The 13,434-nt window shown below is 62.2% G+C and carries 10 protein-coding genes; 4 read left to right on the top strand and 6 right to left on the bottom strand.

Annotated features, from left to right (window positions below):
• Nucleotides 1–101: 101 nt before the first annotated feature.
• Nucleotides 102–1,166: a DUF1616 domain-containing protein gene (locus HYG81_RS20430; RefSeq protein ID WP_180841541.1), complete on the bottom strand. Its 1,065-nt coding sequence runs from the start codon at nt 1,164–1,166 to the stop codon at nt 102–104.
• A gap of 434 nt (nt 1,167–1,600) precedes the next feature.
• Between HYG81_RS20430 and HYG81_RS20425 the strand changes: the two genes are divergently transcribed.
• A complete protein-coding gene (locus HYG81_RS20425) occupies nt 1,601–2,476 on the top strand; it encodes a DUF7982 domain-containing protein (RefSeq protein WP_180841540.1) in 876 nt (291 codons plus the stop codon).
• A 200-nt stretch (nt 2,477–2,676) separates the two neighbouring features.
• Here HYG81_RS20425 and HYG81_RS20420 read toward each other — a convergent pair whose 3' ends face one another.
• A complete protein-coding gene (locus tag HYG81_RS20420; protein WP_180841539.1) occupies nt 2,677–2,955 on the bottom strand; it encodes a DUF8044 family membrane protein in 279 nt (92 codons plus the stop codon).
• A 225-nt stretch (nt 2,956–3,180) separates the two neighbouring features.
• Complete coding sequence (locus tag HYG81_RS20415; protein WP_180841538.1) at nt 3,181–3,771, bottom strand: hypothetical protein; 591 nt, start codon at nt 3,769–3,771, stop codon at nt 3,181–3,183.
• Nucleotides 3,772–4,167: 396 nt separating this feature from the next.
• Here HYG81_RS20415 and HYG81_RS20410 point away from each other — a divergent pair, with 396 nt between their 5' ends.
• Nucleotides 4,168–5,628 (top strand): flippase, encoded by a 1,461-nt coding sequence (locus tag HYG81_RS20410; protein WP_180841537.1) that lies wholly within the window; start codon nt 4,168–4,170, stop codon nt 5,626–5,628.
• 15 nt (nt 5,629–5,643) lie between these two features.
• Here HYG81_RS20410 and HYG81_RS20405 read toward each other — a convergent pair whose 3' ends face one another.
• Nucleotides 5,644–7,530: a hypothetical protein gene (locus tag HYG81_RS20405; RefSeq protein ID WP_180841536.1), complete on the bottom strand. Its 1,887-nt coding sequence runs from the start codon at nt 7,528–7,530 to the stop codon at nt 5,644–5,646.
• 470 nt (nt 7,531–8,000) lie between these two features.
• On the opposite strand from HYG81_RS20405, the gene HYG81_RS20400 reads away from it, so the two are divergent.
• Nucleotides 8,001–9,251, top strand: coding sequence for a heparin lyase I family protein (locus HYG81_RS20400; protein WP_180841535.1), 1,251 nt, complete (start codon nt 8,001–8,003; stop codon nt 9,249–9,251).
• Between the two features lie 30 nt (nt 9,252–9,281).
• Here HYG81_RS20400 and HYG81_RS20395 read toward each other — a convergent pair whose 3' ends face one another.
• Together HYG81_RS20395 and HYG81_RS20390 are read right to left on the bottom strand one after the other, a co-directional pair.
• On the bottom strand, nt 9,282–10,343 hold the full coding sequence (locus tag HYG81_RS20395) for a GNAT family N-acetyltransferase (RefSeq protein ID WP_180841534.1): 1,062 nt from the start codon (nt 10,341–10,343) through the stop codon (nt 9,282–9,284).
• Nucleotides 10,344–10,429: 86 nt separating this feature from the next.
• Nucleotides 10,430–11,389, bottom strand: coding sequence for a GNAT family N-acetyltransferase (locus HYG81_RS20390; RefSeq protein ID WP_226375999.1), 960 nt, complete (start codon nt 11,387–11,389; stop codon nt 10,430–10,432).
• Nucleotides 11,390–11,948: 559 nt separating this feature from the next.
• On the opposite strand from HYG81_RS20390, the gene HYG81_RS20385 reads away from it, so the two are divergent.
• Nucleotides 11,949–13,229 (top strand): hypothetical protein, encoded by a 1,281-nt coding sequence (locus HYG81_RS20385; protein ID WP_226375998.1) that lies wholly within the window; start codon nt 11,949–11,951, stop codon nt 13,227–13,229.
• The last annotated feature ends 205 nt before the right edge of the window (nt 13,230–13,434 follow it).

Below are 13,434 nucleotides of genomic sequence, written 5' to 3'. Positions count from 1 at the left end.
ATGATCGTGATAATGATTGTAAGTAGGGGCGCAGTGGAGACTGGCGCGTGAAGTCCGATGATTTAGCCTGATACGACGGCGCTGGCACCCCCTCGAGCGGCTCACCCATCATCGTCATCGAGCGAGAACGTGACGTACGAATCGGCGTTCGATGGGGTCGGCTCTTCGGGGGCGTCGCCCGGGTACAGCAGCCAGACGAGTCGCGTCGCCTCGTCCGCGGGCTCAAGTTCGTGCTCGATCGTTCCGGTTTCGCCGTGTGCGAGTTCGGTTTCGAACCGCTCGAGTTCCCGCTGACCCTCGACGGAGACGGTATCGGACGACTCGTTCGTGGCGAGTTCCTGTTCGACAGCGACGACCGTGTAGGTGACCGTTCGCTGTTCGTTGTTTTCGATTCCGACGGTGAACTCGTCGGGGGTCCCGTCGTCGGCCGAGCTATTGGTCAGGAGGTCGCCATCGTCGTCGAGGAGGGAGATCGCCGAGAACCCGTCGTCGGAACTGGCACTGACATCGTTGCTGAGTCCGGGGGCGACGACGGCGAAGCCGACGCTCGCGACGGCGAGGACGACGGCGATGGCCAACAGTCCGTTCAACACGGCGTCGGAACGGGTGTTCCGGGGAATCAGTGACTGCCGGATCCGTGCTCTCGACTCCCGGCCGAGGACGGAAAACCTGGCGGCCGGCACGACGGCTCGCCGTCGGTAGACAGCGACGATCGTTACGAGGACCGTCACGGCCGACACGGCGGCGACGACGGGGTTGATCCGGATTCCCCACGGCGTGTAGTTCATCGCGAGTCCGATCGTCGGAACGATGACGGCGCTGAGGACGATCGACAGCGAAAATCGGTCGACGACGTCGATCCCGTTCCCGTTTCCGAACCAGCGCAGTCGGTCGGTTCCGTCGTCAGTCGTCCCAGTGGGATCGTCGCCGGAGTCCGTGTCGACGGACCGGTCGCCTTCCGGAAACAATGCGGCGACCAACGCGTACCCCGGAACGAAGAGAACGAACGCGATCCCGACCGGAACGCGCAACGGCGTCTCTCGAAGGCCCGGCGCGAACGCCACGGCGATGACGAGCGCCGTCGCGACGAGGACGGCGGCGAGGTCCCCCGGGAGCGACCGGCCGTTCCGAGCGGGGTCATTCTGGGACGCACTGCTGTCAGTCATTTACTCCCCGTTCAACGTCTCGCACGTAAATCGGGGGGACGGTTGCAATGACTTTCGCTCGTTCATGACCGTCTAACGGAGTCGAAATGTCACTGCATCGGTCGCCAACCTTCCGTCCGAGCGGTGAAGGAGGCGAGTAACGGCGGGAGCCGTCACTGACCGGAAAGAAGGCGGTGAGCGCCGCGAAAAACGACCAGAAGAGGTTGTCTCGAGTTACATCGCCGTTGCGCCCTTCAAGCCGACGAGAGCGTAGCACGTCCATTACTTTCAACTGGAGTAGCACTAGATTCGTGACGAATGTTGTTGGTTACGCCAGTTAGCGGCCCGACGCTTGCCGTTACCGAGGGAGGTGACCGTCAATCGGATCATCCCGATCCGTACCGTCACGGTGGCCGACGGCGGGCCAGGCAGTCGAATACGGGTCGAACCCAGCCATGAAGTCCGACAATCCCGACGAAAACGTCGACCGGAACCTTGCCGGCGTCGAACGACCCCGGAACCTGTCACGGGATAGACTCGCCGACCTCGAGAACCGGATCGATCGGTTGACGGCCCGAAACGAGCGGCTTCACGACCACGTCGGATGGATTGACCGAAGTGGCGCGATCCCGTCGACGCTCGGATTCGTCGGCCTGAGCGTGCTGAGTGCCGTCGGTGCGTTCGTCGTTCCGAGTGCGCAGAGCGTGCTCCTCGCCATCGCTGGAATCGGCATCACTGGCGTCGTGCTCAGCAACGCGGTGGCGCGGGGTGAATTCATCGAACGCGGCGACGCCGAGGAGGTGTACGCGGCCTGTGCCGCTAACTACGACGCGATGATCGCGACGTTCGACCACGCCGAGGATAGACTCTATCTTCCGGGTGACGACGGTCGTATCAGACTGTTCGTTCCGCGCCGGTCGGACGAGTTCCCTGAGTCAGGCGACGCGCTGGTCGCCGGCGACGCTGATCGGCAGGGACTTGTCCTCGAGCCGATCGGTAACGGCTTCGTTCGAGAGGTCGAGGGGGCGGTGGCCGATGCGATGCTGGCGACGCCGGCAGCGATGGTCGAGCAACTGACCGACGCGCTCGAGGACCGATTCGAGTTCGTCGCGGCGACCGATTCTATCGTCGAAGCGGGGCGAGCCGAGGTCGCCGTCTCCGGCAGCGCCTTCGGGCCCGTCGATCGGTTCGACCATCCCGTCGCCTCGATCCTCGCGGTCGGCCTCGCGACGCACCTCGAGCGACCCGTTCGACTCGAGGTGACCGACGAGACGGATCGCGGGGAGTGGCTCGTTAGCTGTCACTGGGAGCCGAACACCGACCAGGAGTAAGCAGATGGCGGAGTGAGGGGAAGCGAGGGATGACTATGCGTGTAGTCAGCATCTGACCTCGATTTTGATTCGACCGATTCGGTCCGCGAGCGGTTGGGTTGACACGATTGTGCCGCAGTCGTCTTCGTCGGTGGGTGACCACATTTGTAGTTCACCGCAAGCGATGCGGACGACCGTCCGAACCGACCTGCGAGTAGGGATCAGGGAAGCACATCCGGCGCGAACAGCTGCACGAGTCGGGCGTTCACGGCGACCACGGCAACAAGGAGTGCAACTGTGACCACTACGTCGAGGTCGTCGCGCCAGCGCGTGGGGACGTCAGCCGGCGTCAGCAGTTCGATGATCGTGATGAAGCCGATGACCCCGAGCAGGGCAAACAGCGTGAACGAGAACGCGTCCGCTATCGTGAGCGCCAGCACGACCCCGAGTAGCCAGGCGATCTGTGCGTGAACGAACCTGTGGCGAAGCGGCGTCGACATTGCCGACGACCTATCACGAGTACTGACATAAAGTCATGCGATAGTACTCACTGCAACCGACCAGTAATCGATTCGTACAACTTCGATATCGAATCAGCCGTCACTGACGAATCCGTTCGCCCAACTAGTCGCGACGAATCAGTATACTGGTAGCAATGAATCAGTACGTGCGCTGCTGACCGGTCGTCGGCGACGAACCAGTCGGTTATCCGTCGGTACAGTGGCCTACTCCGGCATCGCCGGGTGCTCAGTGTGTCGATCCCATCGCGACCACTTCCAGAGTGAAGTTCCCGGGAGTTCGAATCTAAATAGGGACATCGTTCCGTACGGCTCGAACTTTGAGGACTCGATGCCGTACCGGGCGACGTTGTCGACGCCGGTGTCGGTGTAGATGGTCGCGTCCGGATCGCGCTCGAGGATCCATTCGGTTCGGACGCGGTTGATCTCCTTGAACAGGCCCATCCCGCTGTACTCGGGCATCGTCCTCGCGTCGAACAGCCAGTACCAGTCCTCCTCGCAGATAGAGTCCGGCAGCGCTCGCGGGGCGCGCTTTGACTCCGGCGTCAGGATCCAGCCGTAGCTCATCACGTCGTCCCCGTCGTGGAGGACCGTGCCGACGTACCCGTCGTCCAGGTACTCGAGGTACCGGTCTCGCCATTGGGAGTCGTCTCCGAAGAATCGGTGGACGGCATCCGCGTCGTCGACCATGCTCAGCTCGTACTCCGTCGACGCGTACGACTCGCTCGGGAGGTCGCCCGCGAACCTGTAGACGGCGAGATCGAGCTTCGCCTTCCTAGCCTTACTGATGAGAGACATCGTGGCAACTAGAGAGCGTTCGAAGCCATATCAATTGGTGATCGTTTTTCCAATTTCTGATACAACCCGAGAGAGCGGCATGACGGAATCCCGCGCTTACGCGTTCAGCCGGAAGTGAAGGCAGTGAATAGCAATGATGGTTACGTCCCGTATTCATCATGAGAACGTCAGTTGCACGAACACAGTTGTCTTCAGATTCGATCACGTCTCGCATCCTCTTCGCAGAAACGGTCAGAGCGACTAGCTGATGCAGTGTCCGGATGGCGCGGTATTGCACCCGCGCCATGACGAGTTGTTAGAACACGTGACGGGATGGTATCGCGGACCGAGAATCGGGTTCCGAACGACGGTGCTGACTGATCGTTGCAGCGACGATACGATGGCCCCACATTCCCCATGGCGAACAGACTGATATCGAACATCGTCTCCGATTTCGGCGGCCGCGTCGTTCACGTCGCATCGACCGGGATCCTCTTGCTCGTGCTCACTCGAGCGCTCGGGCCGGAGTCGTACGGCTTGCTCGCGCTCGCGCTCTCGATTTTCTCGTTCTCCCGGTTCCTCAGCGAATCCGGGCTGCCGTGGGCGGCCGCGAGATACATCGCAGCGGACAACGACGACGCGTCCGAGCGAGCCGTCGCGGCGGTCGTCGAGTCGTGGATCCTCGTGGTCGTCGCCTCGGTGATCGTCGCGGTCGCGCTGGCGATCGGTGCCGAGTTCATCGCGACGCTGGTGGGTGAGGCCGGGCTCGGCGGGCTGTTGCTCGTCGGGTCCGCGTACGTCCTGTTCTACACGCTCTACCGGTACAACCGGGGAATCTTACAGGGGTACGAGGCGATCACGGCCACCGCCAAGCTCCACGCGATAAAGGGGCTCCTGACGCTGCTGTTCGTTACCGTCGCCGTCCTGCTCTGGCGGACTCCGACGGCGGCCATCGTCGGCTACGTCCTCGCGTTCGGCATCGCGACGCTGCTCGGCCACTGGATGGTCTGGCAGGTCAGCGGTCTCGAGCGATCGAGCATTACCAGAGACAGTGATGTCCGACTGAACATCCTCCGGTACAACGTGCCGCTCAGCGTCACGCGGTTGTCCGCCGAAGTCGACGGCCACCTCGACGTGATCCTCGTAGGCGCGCTGACGAACCCGACGCAGGTCGCGTTCTACACGATCGGCAAGCAGATCAGTCAGTTCACGCGCGTCCCCGCGGCGTCGATCGGATTCGCGCTGTCGCCGTCCTACGGCGCGGAAACGGCGGAGGGACGGACCGAGGCCGCCACGTCGGTCTATCAGGAGAGCCTCTCCAAGACGCTGACGCTGTACGTGCCCGTTTGCGTCGGACTCTTCGTCGTCGCCGACCCGGCCATCGTCACCGTCTTCGGCGAGGGGTACGCCGGCGGCGTTCTCGTCGTGCAGGTCCTCTCGCTGTTCGTCCTCTTCGAGGCGCTCGAGAACATCTCCGGGCCGGCACTCGATTACCTCGGCCGGGCCCGTTCCCGCGCGGTCCTCAAGGCGATCACCTCGATCGCGAACGTCGTCTTGAACGTCCTTCTGATCCCCCGGTTCGGAGCGGTCGGTGCCGCGATCGCGACCGTGATCACGTACGGGACGTACGCGATCCTGTCGGTGGGGATCGTCTCGACCGAACTGCCGTTCGACGTCCGAGCCGTCGGCCGGTCGTTCGCGACGGCGACCGCGATCTCCGTCGGCATGGCGGCCGTCGTCCACGCGTTGTTAGGAGTCGTCTCGGGCCTCGGTGGGCTGGTGATCGCCATCGGCGCGAGCGGCGTGGTCTGGCTCGTTGCCTGTCACGCGTTCGATCTCATCAACGTCGGGCGGGTCGCGGACCAGCTCAGGGGCTGATCGACGGCCCGCCGATCAGCCGTAGAACGCGACCTCATCGGAATCGTACACCCTGTCTCGCTCCGCGAGTTCGTTCTCGGGAATCGATTCCCGCTCGACGTACTCGGAGAACTGCAACGGTCGACCCCGGTCCTCGAGCTCACCTTCCCTGATGATGACGCCGTCGTAGCCGGTAAACAGACCATCCTCCCCGCCGACGCTAACGACCGAACACGACGACGAGTGGAGCGCGCTCAGATACCGACAGCTGATCCGATCACTTGCGATCTCCCCGTCGTAGCCGGCGTCGATCGCCTCGAACGACGCTCGCTCGTTGTCGGTGAGGTAGAACGTGTAGAACGGCCGCTCGACGACCGGATTGTCGGAGGCGGTGAAGTCGTTCGAGACGGCCGTAACCGCGAACCCGGAGGTGAGAACGAGGAGGGCGAGGAACACGGCCACGCCGCCGCGATCGAGCAGTTCGTACAGCCCGTAGCCGGCGATCAGAGCGATGAACATGAAACTGTAATGGCCGAATCGGCTGACGTTGACACCCGCCAGCGCGTCGAGCAGGAGTGTCGGGCCGGGGAAGGCCAACGGCACGAGCGCGACAGTGAGGATGCCGAGCGACGTCGCCAGCGGGACGCTTCGACTCGGCCAGAGCCCTCGTCGCGACTGGGCCGTCTCGTCCGCACCGCTCGTCGCCATCCGCCGCTGCCAGAACAGGAAGCCGACGAGGACGAAAAACAGCGCGAACGCGTAGGACGCGTAGTTGGCGACTTCGATCCAGGGACTCGAGATCACGCCCTGGGGTGTCCCCGAGGACGGCGCTGAACCGAAGAAGCTCACGGCGATGGTGTCGATGATCCGGCCGACGATGAACTCGGCGTTGTAGAGCCAGTAGACGGCCGTAATCAGCGCCGTCACCGAGAGGACGTAGGTATCGACGACGCGGATGGGGGTTTCGATCGTCAGTTCAATGAGAGAGAGGACGATGAGAATCGCGAGGACGAACGGGATCGAGACGGGATGGTAGACGACGATCGCACCGACGAAGATGACGCCGAGTATTCGCATCCCGGCCGTCGGGCGATCGACGAGCGTGAGCACGAGCGCGAGGAAGAGAATCGACGTGATGCTGCGCGGGATCGAGTACATGCCGTAGAAGAGGTACAGCGGGAACGAGATCAACACCAGACACGACAGCAAGCCGACCGTCTCGTTCGGATAGACGCGCCGCGCGACGCCGTACATGAGCCCGATCGCCGCGGCGAACACGCCGCCCGAGAGTATGTACATCGTCGTGTGATGGGCGACCCAGTCGCCGAACAGTTGGGACGACACCGCGGCGTAGATGTGCCACAGCTGGAACGCCTCGTACTCGGGTAACAACGTCGCCGTTCGGCCCGTCTCGACGATCGACGACACCAGCGCGACGTGAGTAGTCAGGTCTCCGTGGCCGACGAAGAAATCGTAGTTCAGCGTCACGCTGTAGATGACGAGGGTCGCGATAGCCATCAGATGATAGAGGCAGATCACGTGTCGGCCTCGAGTGGACGGCGTCGTCATTATCAGCAGAAAGCAGAGCACGTACGCGAGTGCGACCCCCGCGTAGAAGGACAGCGGGCGGACGTCGGTGACGACGAGCAACGCGATCAGGCCGCTCAGAAGCAGGTGGAAGGCGATCGACCACACTCGCCAATCGACCTGTGGAACGTGCCAGTCGCCGCGCTCGAGAAGCGATCGGTCGGAGCCGAGCGCCCGAACCACCACCGGCGCTGCGATCATCGGGATAGCGAAGTAGAGCCCCAGGATCGCCAGGTTCGCCGATCCGAGTAGCAGGGGGACGCTGATGCCGATCACGGCTAGCACCGGCAGCGCGATCGACGAGATGCCGTATAGCTGGTGGGTGATTCGTCTCACGGAGTCTCACCGATCGGTATCGGCTCCCGTTTCGGTTCGGCTCGCGGCCGGGACCGACGCACGACCGTCGGAAGACGCCACGCTGTGAGACAGATCATCTGTCAGCGTCTAATACCACGGGCTTCGTTAAGCGTTTCACACCGTTCACAAATCGTGAGAATGACGGAGAAGAATTGCAGATACCGCTACTAACACACGCGATTTCAGTATCGTATTCTTGAATGTTATCCGGTATATATGGCAGATTATGTCTGGCAAAAATCAATACTGGCAGGTCTCCTTGATTATTGTACAGCGGGGAACAGCAGGTACGGACCGCGTTCGGGACTCAACGAAACGAACCGATGCCACGGGCCTGGTCTCCTATCGGGAGTAGGCCGAACATATCCCGGATCGGCGACTGCTCCGCTCGGAATCGCCGTCCGATTTCGGAGCGTAACTACGGGCATCGAACATGGAGAGGGAAACGAATGGTAACGCGACGGTCGCTGTTGAAGTGTACCGGAGGGGCCGCCGCAGCGGGTATAACGGCGGGCGGAATCGCGCTCATCTCACGAAACGGGGGCGATGGGGGTATCGACGATGACGGAAAAACGTTCGAATCGATCGACATCGACTACGGAGCGTCCGCCGATCCGACCGAGATCTATCGCGTCTGGACGGGCTATCCGCGCCGGTTTTCGTTCGTCGAGGACGAAGCGTACACGGGAGAGACGGCGTTGCGGTGTACGATCCCGGTGAATGCGAGCGACGGAAGCAACGCGATGTTCTGGTTTCCCGACGAGGGATACGAACAACCCCGCGAGGTCGCTCAGCGCTCGATGATTCGGCTGAGCGAGAACTGGACGATGGCCGACGGGGACATCTGTCGGTTCTGGTCCGCGGGACTGAACACGGCGGCGGGTACGCACGGCTCCGGGGGGCGCGGCAAGCCGTCGGGCAACGACGGCTGGTCGACGATGCTCGCCGTAACCGACAGGGGGACCGACGGTGACGACCTGTACAATCTCGGCGCGTACACGTACCACATGGACCAGCAGGGTGCCAGCGGCGAGTTCGAGCTCATCGACGCGCCGATTCCCGCCGGGAAGTGGTTCCGACTCGAGACGTACGTTCGAATGAACACGGTCACCGACGGAACGGCGGAACGCGACGGTGTGGTTCGCTGCTGGGTGAACGGCAACCTCGTCTACGAGCGGACCGATTTCCGCTGGACGACGACCGAGGCGCAGGCGATTGAGTACGCCGGCCCGCTGGTCCGCTACGGCGGGAGCGAGACCGCACCGACCGATCTCGCCGTCTACTACGACGACCACGAACTCCGGGGAAACGACGCCGCCGATGGATCGGCACGGTATCGTGGACCGTTCGTCGAGGAGCCGGCCAATATGGACGAGTACGAGGGACGTCTTACTATCGTGACCGACGCCGACACAGAAACGACGTACCGGCTGTATATCGGCGGCTACATCGTTCACACACAGTGGGACAATGTCGACGGTCGTGAGGCATCACCCAACGACGCGGTCGAGATTTCCCTGGCCGATAACACCCAAAACGGATCTGTGACAGTCGACGCGGAGGCCGGTCCGGACACCGCTGACGGCTACCTCTTCGACGGCGAACTCGTCGCCGTCGACGCCGATCCCGGGCTCGCGGAACTGTGGCTCTCCGGCGACCGGGTCGATCCAGCCGAGTATCCGTCCACCCCCAGCGAGTGAGCGAGGATTCAGCGCAACGCGCTGTCCGGCTCAGAGCGATTTCTCGACGTACTTGTCCCGCCCGAACTGGTACATCGGCCACGCCAGCCGCGAATACCCTTTTTCGACGTTGAAAACCGGGACGGCCGACCCCCCGTACTTGTGTTTGAAACGGAAGACGGAGTTCGAGAAGTGCGAGCCCGTCTTCCCGAAGTTGTACCGCTCGTAGCCCCGGTCGATCCCCCAGTTGATTGCGCGCTCGTGGAGGAGTTCCGAGGGATAGTACTCGTAGTCGTCCGCGTTCGGAATCGCCGACAACCAGTGGTGTAAGACACTGCCCTCCTCGTCGAGGAGGTAGACGTATCGGCCGACCTCACGACCCTCGATGATCGCCCTGAACACGCGAATCCGATCCTCGAGGTGGTCGACCAGCGCCTCGAAGAACGCCTTCGGGAGCGGCGAGCCGTCGACTCGCTCCAGGTTCTCGACGTACCAGTCGTAGGTCGTCTCGAGGCCGGTTCCGAGCGGATCGATCTCGATTCGATACTCCTGCTCGTTGCCCTTCCGGATGCCACGTCGGCGTCCCTTGTCCATCCCGTCGAGGATGGCGTCCCAGCCGTCCCGCAGGTCCAGCAGGAAGAGACACGACTCGAACGTCGGCTCGTATCCGCGGGTCTGGAGGTACTGTCCGTACCGAATGTACTCGAGGTCGTACGTCTCGATGGCGTGGCTGACGACGCTCCGACCGGTAGTCGCCTCGAGGCATTCGAACAGCAAGTCGAGCGATTCGGCCTCGTCGGTCAGGACGACCGGGCCGCCGAACCCGGTGGGGACCGATACCAGCTGTTTCAGCGGGACCGCGACGGGGAGGCGCTCCCTGACCGAGTCGGGAATCGGAAGCTCGACCGCGAAATTCGGCATGAGCGCGACCGGGTTCCCTCCTTTTTCGACGACGACATGGTGACCGTCGTAGTCGAACCCTTCCTCGATCGCTCGAGTCCAGCCGGCCCGATGGTAGACGGTCCCTCGATCGGACTGAGTCACGACGTTGTTCCACTGGTTTTCGTTGATCGATTCGACAGTTCGGTACAGGGTTGGGTCGAGTTCTGACACGGTTATGGTAGCTCGAGCGGTCGTCGTTCGACGGCTGATTCGCGTCGGCGATGCCGATATTCGCGCGTATGCCGGCACATAGCGCTCTATTTCCCTTTCGACGCGGACTCAGTCGACGGGGCCAGACTGGTGAGCAGGGAACTCTTATCGCGCAGATTGAGGTACAGACTCTCAGCGATGTCCATGCTCGTCGACGATCGCTTCGCGGAGTAGTAGGTCCTGATCTCGGGACTGAACTTCGCCTTCCAGGTGTTGAGCCGCGGCGTGTTCGCCCCGACGAGTTCGTAGGTATCGATCCCGCGATCGATCGCATCGAGCATCATGTGCCACTCGAGGACCTCGTTTGCGGGGAAGTCGGTGTCGGGGATCGCGCCGCCCTGCCAGCGGTGCGCGGTCCCGTCATGCTCGAGGATGAGACAGCCCGTCACGGGTTCGCCGTTGATCGAGAGGAGGTACGGCCGAACCGCGCCGTCCGGAAGGCGTTCGGAGAGTTCGAGCGCGAAGTCGACGGTAAAATGGGGCGTCCGATCCTGCTCTTCGTACCGTTCGGTTACCCGGTCGACGATCCATTCGATAGCGTCACGACCGCCGATTTCGACGGTGTACTCCTCGTCCAGGTGGTCCCGAATGCGCCGGCGAGGGCTCGAACTGAATCGGCCGATAAGTTCCTCCTCGCTGGGTCGATCACCGAGCGGAAGGACGTACGTATACGCGGGCGAGACGTCGAAATCGTTCCAGACGAACGGGCGAGTGTCGTCGTAGTTCCAGTCGGTCTCGACGTACGTGTAGTGCGGGTCGATCTCGTCGTCGATCCACTCGAGACAGCTCTCGACGAAGCGGGCGTGTCGTTTCTCCCGCTTTCGCTGCTTCAGTTTCCCCATGTTCAACAAGGCGGGGCCGAGCGTGGGAATCCCGAGTTCGTAGGGCGGAGAGAAGACGAGCGTGACCGGGCCGCTGTTCAGTTCGAAAATGGGGAAGATCCCGACCGGTTCCTGTCCCTTGTACCCGATTAGCGGATAGAGCGTCCCGCCGGAGTGATTCCGCATACTCTCGAGCGCACCGTATCGATGAAAGACGGTTCCTTGGGGGGATCGTTCGACGTATTGATCCCACGTGTCCTGTTCTGACGGATCAGCTGTCGAAACTGTAATACTCATTGTTGATCAGCATATCGTTGCGACGGAAGTCCGGTCGCCGCAAGCGAGACTCTCGCCGTACTTGGAGTTATAGCCGCTTTGTAATGTCAGCCATACACGGACGTAGCCGCGGCTCGCGGGTCGAAACGGACTGTTCCTGCGACCGGCAGGGAACCGGTGACTCGAGACGAACGACTTCCGGGGACGATCACGGATGCTGTCGGTGGTCGTTCGACACTTCCTGCAAGAACTCCGTGTTTGAGGACTCCGCGGTAACTGCTGTGGGCGAAAGAAGCGGTTCGAAGCCCCGGTAAAACGCACTTACGATAACAGATTCTTGAAATTAAAAATACCATGTATATCGCTACATAGGTATTGTAGAAATGTAATGTATAGAAATAATGTGCGGAAATTATGATTAAATAAAGACAGAAAGTTTATGCTGGTAACTTCGTATTACCCACCGTATATGGCACGCAAACTTCCGGGACTGGATGACTCGTCATCCGGTGCAGACGATTCCGAACCTGAAGCGGTCGGCCGACGGTCCGTCCTCAAACTCGCCGGCGGAGCCGCGGCGGTACTCGGCGCGTCCGCGGGCGTCTCGAGCGCTGCACCTACCGATAGTTCCGACGGCATGGAACTGATCGACCTCGATTACGGCCAGTACAGCACCCCATCGGACGTGTACAACGTCGACGACAACCGGAGCGGGATTCCGCCGGAGTTCGTTTCCTCGCCGACGACCGACTCCGAGCAGTCGTTGCGAACGGAGTTCTCGAGCGCCCAGAAGACGGCGAATCTGGAGTATCGGTTCGAAGAAAACGGCTACGACATGCCGAGCGAGGTGTATACGCGGTTCGACATCTATCCCGACGGGATTCGGCTCGAGGCGAACGACACCGTCCGAATCTTCTGGCTCCCGCTCACGAACGGAACCGGGTCGTCCGGTGGCGACAGCACCTCCGGCACCAACGGCTGGTCGAACGCGATCGGGTTCGCAAACCGCAACGATTCGCCGGCACCGGACGGCTACAACTTCTTCAGCTACAGCTACCACATGGACCGGAGCGGTTCGGGCGATTTCGAAATGACGAGCGCCCCGATCTGGATGGACCAGTGGAACGAGGTCGAGGGCTACGTCCGGTGTAACACCGTCTCTAACGGGCAAGCGAATCGGGACGGCGTCATGCGCTATTGGGTCAACGGCGAACTGGCCTTCGAGCGCACCGGGATGCGCTTTACCACGAGCGACGACAACCGCATCGAGGGCGTCGGCCCGCTGGGCTACGTCGTCGGTTCGAACCTCTCGGGCGGTGCCCTGGTTTACGACGGCCACGAGATCGCGATCGGTGGAATGCCGGCGGACAGGGACGATTCCTCACCGTACGACGACGATCCAAACCTGATCGAACCCGGTGATCGGGATCAGTACGACGAGCGATTCACGTACAGAAACGTCGATCAGGAGGCCCAGTATCGACTGTACGTCGACGGTGACATCGTCCAGTCCGACTGGGGACAGGCGACGTACAACGACACGGTCGAAATCACTGCCGACGAGTACGCGGTCGTCGAGGCCGTGGCGGAGCCCGGCACGGTCGACGGCTACTTCTTCGACGGTGAGATCGTCGCCATCTCCGCCGATCCGAGCCCGTCCCAGCTGTGGGTCTCGGGCGAACAGATCGATCCCGACGACTATCCGGATACGCCCGCAGACGAAGAAGGCGCAGGGGTCGATCAGCGATGAGGACGTCATCGAAGCCGGACACGTTACCGGCTCGGTCGCCGGCTGGCGAGACCCGTTCCGCTTTTCGGGCGACCTCGAGCGAGTGACCGTCGACGGATCGGCCCGCGTGTCGGTCAACGGCGAGCCCGTGGATCCGGCCGAGTAGGGCGACGACCTGCCCCACCACTTCACGACTCGATGGCGAGGAGAGTCAGCCCTCGCCGAA

Origin of the sequence: Natrinema zhouii, from assembly GCF_013456555.2 — an archaeon.
Taxonomy (GTDB): Archaea; Halobacteriota; Halobacteria; order Halobacteriales; family Natrialbaceae; genus Natrinema; species Natrinema zhouii.
This window is presented reverse-complemented; position numbering and strand designations above follow the sequence as displayed.

What these genes read in the sequence shown, in the direction of transcription:
- HYG81_RS20430 (WP_180841541.1), bottom strand. Translation starts at nt 1,166, where the DNA reads ATGACTGACAGCAGTGCGTCCCAGAATGACCCCGCTCGGAACGGCCGG.
- HYG81_RS20425 (WP_180841540.1), top strand. Translation starts at nt 1,601, where the DNA reads ATGAAGTCCGACAATCCCGACGAAAACGTCGACCGGAACCTTGCCGGC.
- HYG81_RS20420 (WP_180841539.1), bottom strand. Translation starts at nt 2,955, where the DNA reads ATGTCGACGCCGCTTCGCCACAGGTTCGTTCACGCACAGATCGCCTGG.
- HYG81_RS20415 (WP_180841538.1), bottom strand. Translation starts at nt 3,771, where the DNA reads ATGTCTCTCATCAGTAAGGCTAGGAAGGCGAAGCTCGATCTCGCCGTC.
- HYG81_RS20410 (WP_180841537.1), top strand. Translation starts at nt 4,168, where the DNA reads ATGGCGAACAGACTGATATCGAACATCGTCTCCGATTTCGGCGGCCGC.
- HYG81_RS20400 (WP_180841535.1), top strand. Translation starts at nt 8,001, where the DNA reads ATGGTAACGCGACGGTCGCTGTTGAAGTGTACCGGAGGGGCCGCCGCA.
- HYG81_RS20390 (WP_226375999.1), bottom strand. Translation starts at nt 11,389, where the DNA reads ATGCGGAATCACTCCGGCGGGACGCTCTATCCGCTAATCGGGTACAAG.
- HYG81_RS20385 (WP_226375998.1), top strand. Translation starts at nt 11,949, where the DNA reads ATGGCACGCAAACTTCCGGGACTGGATGACTCGTCATCCGGTGCAGAC.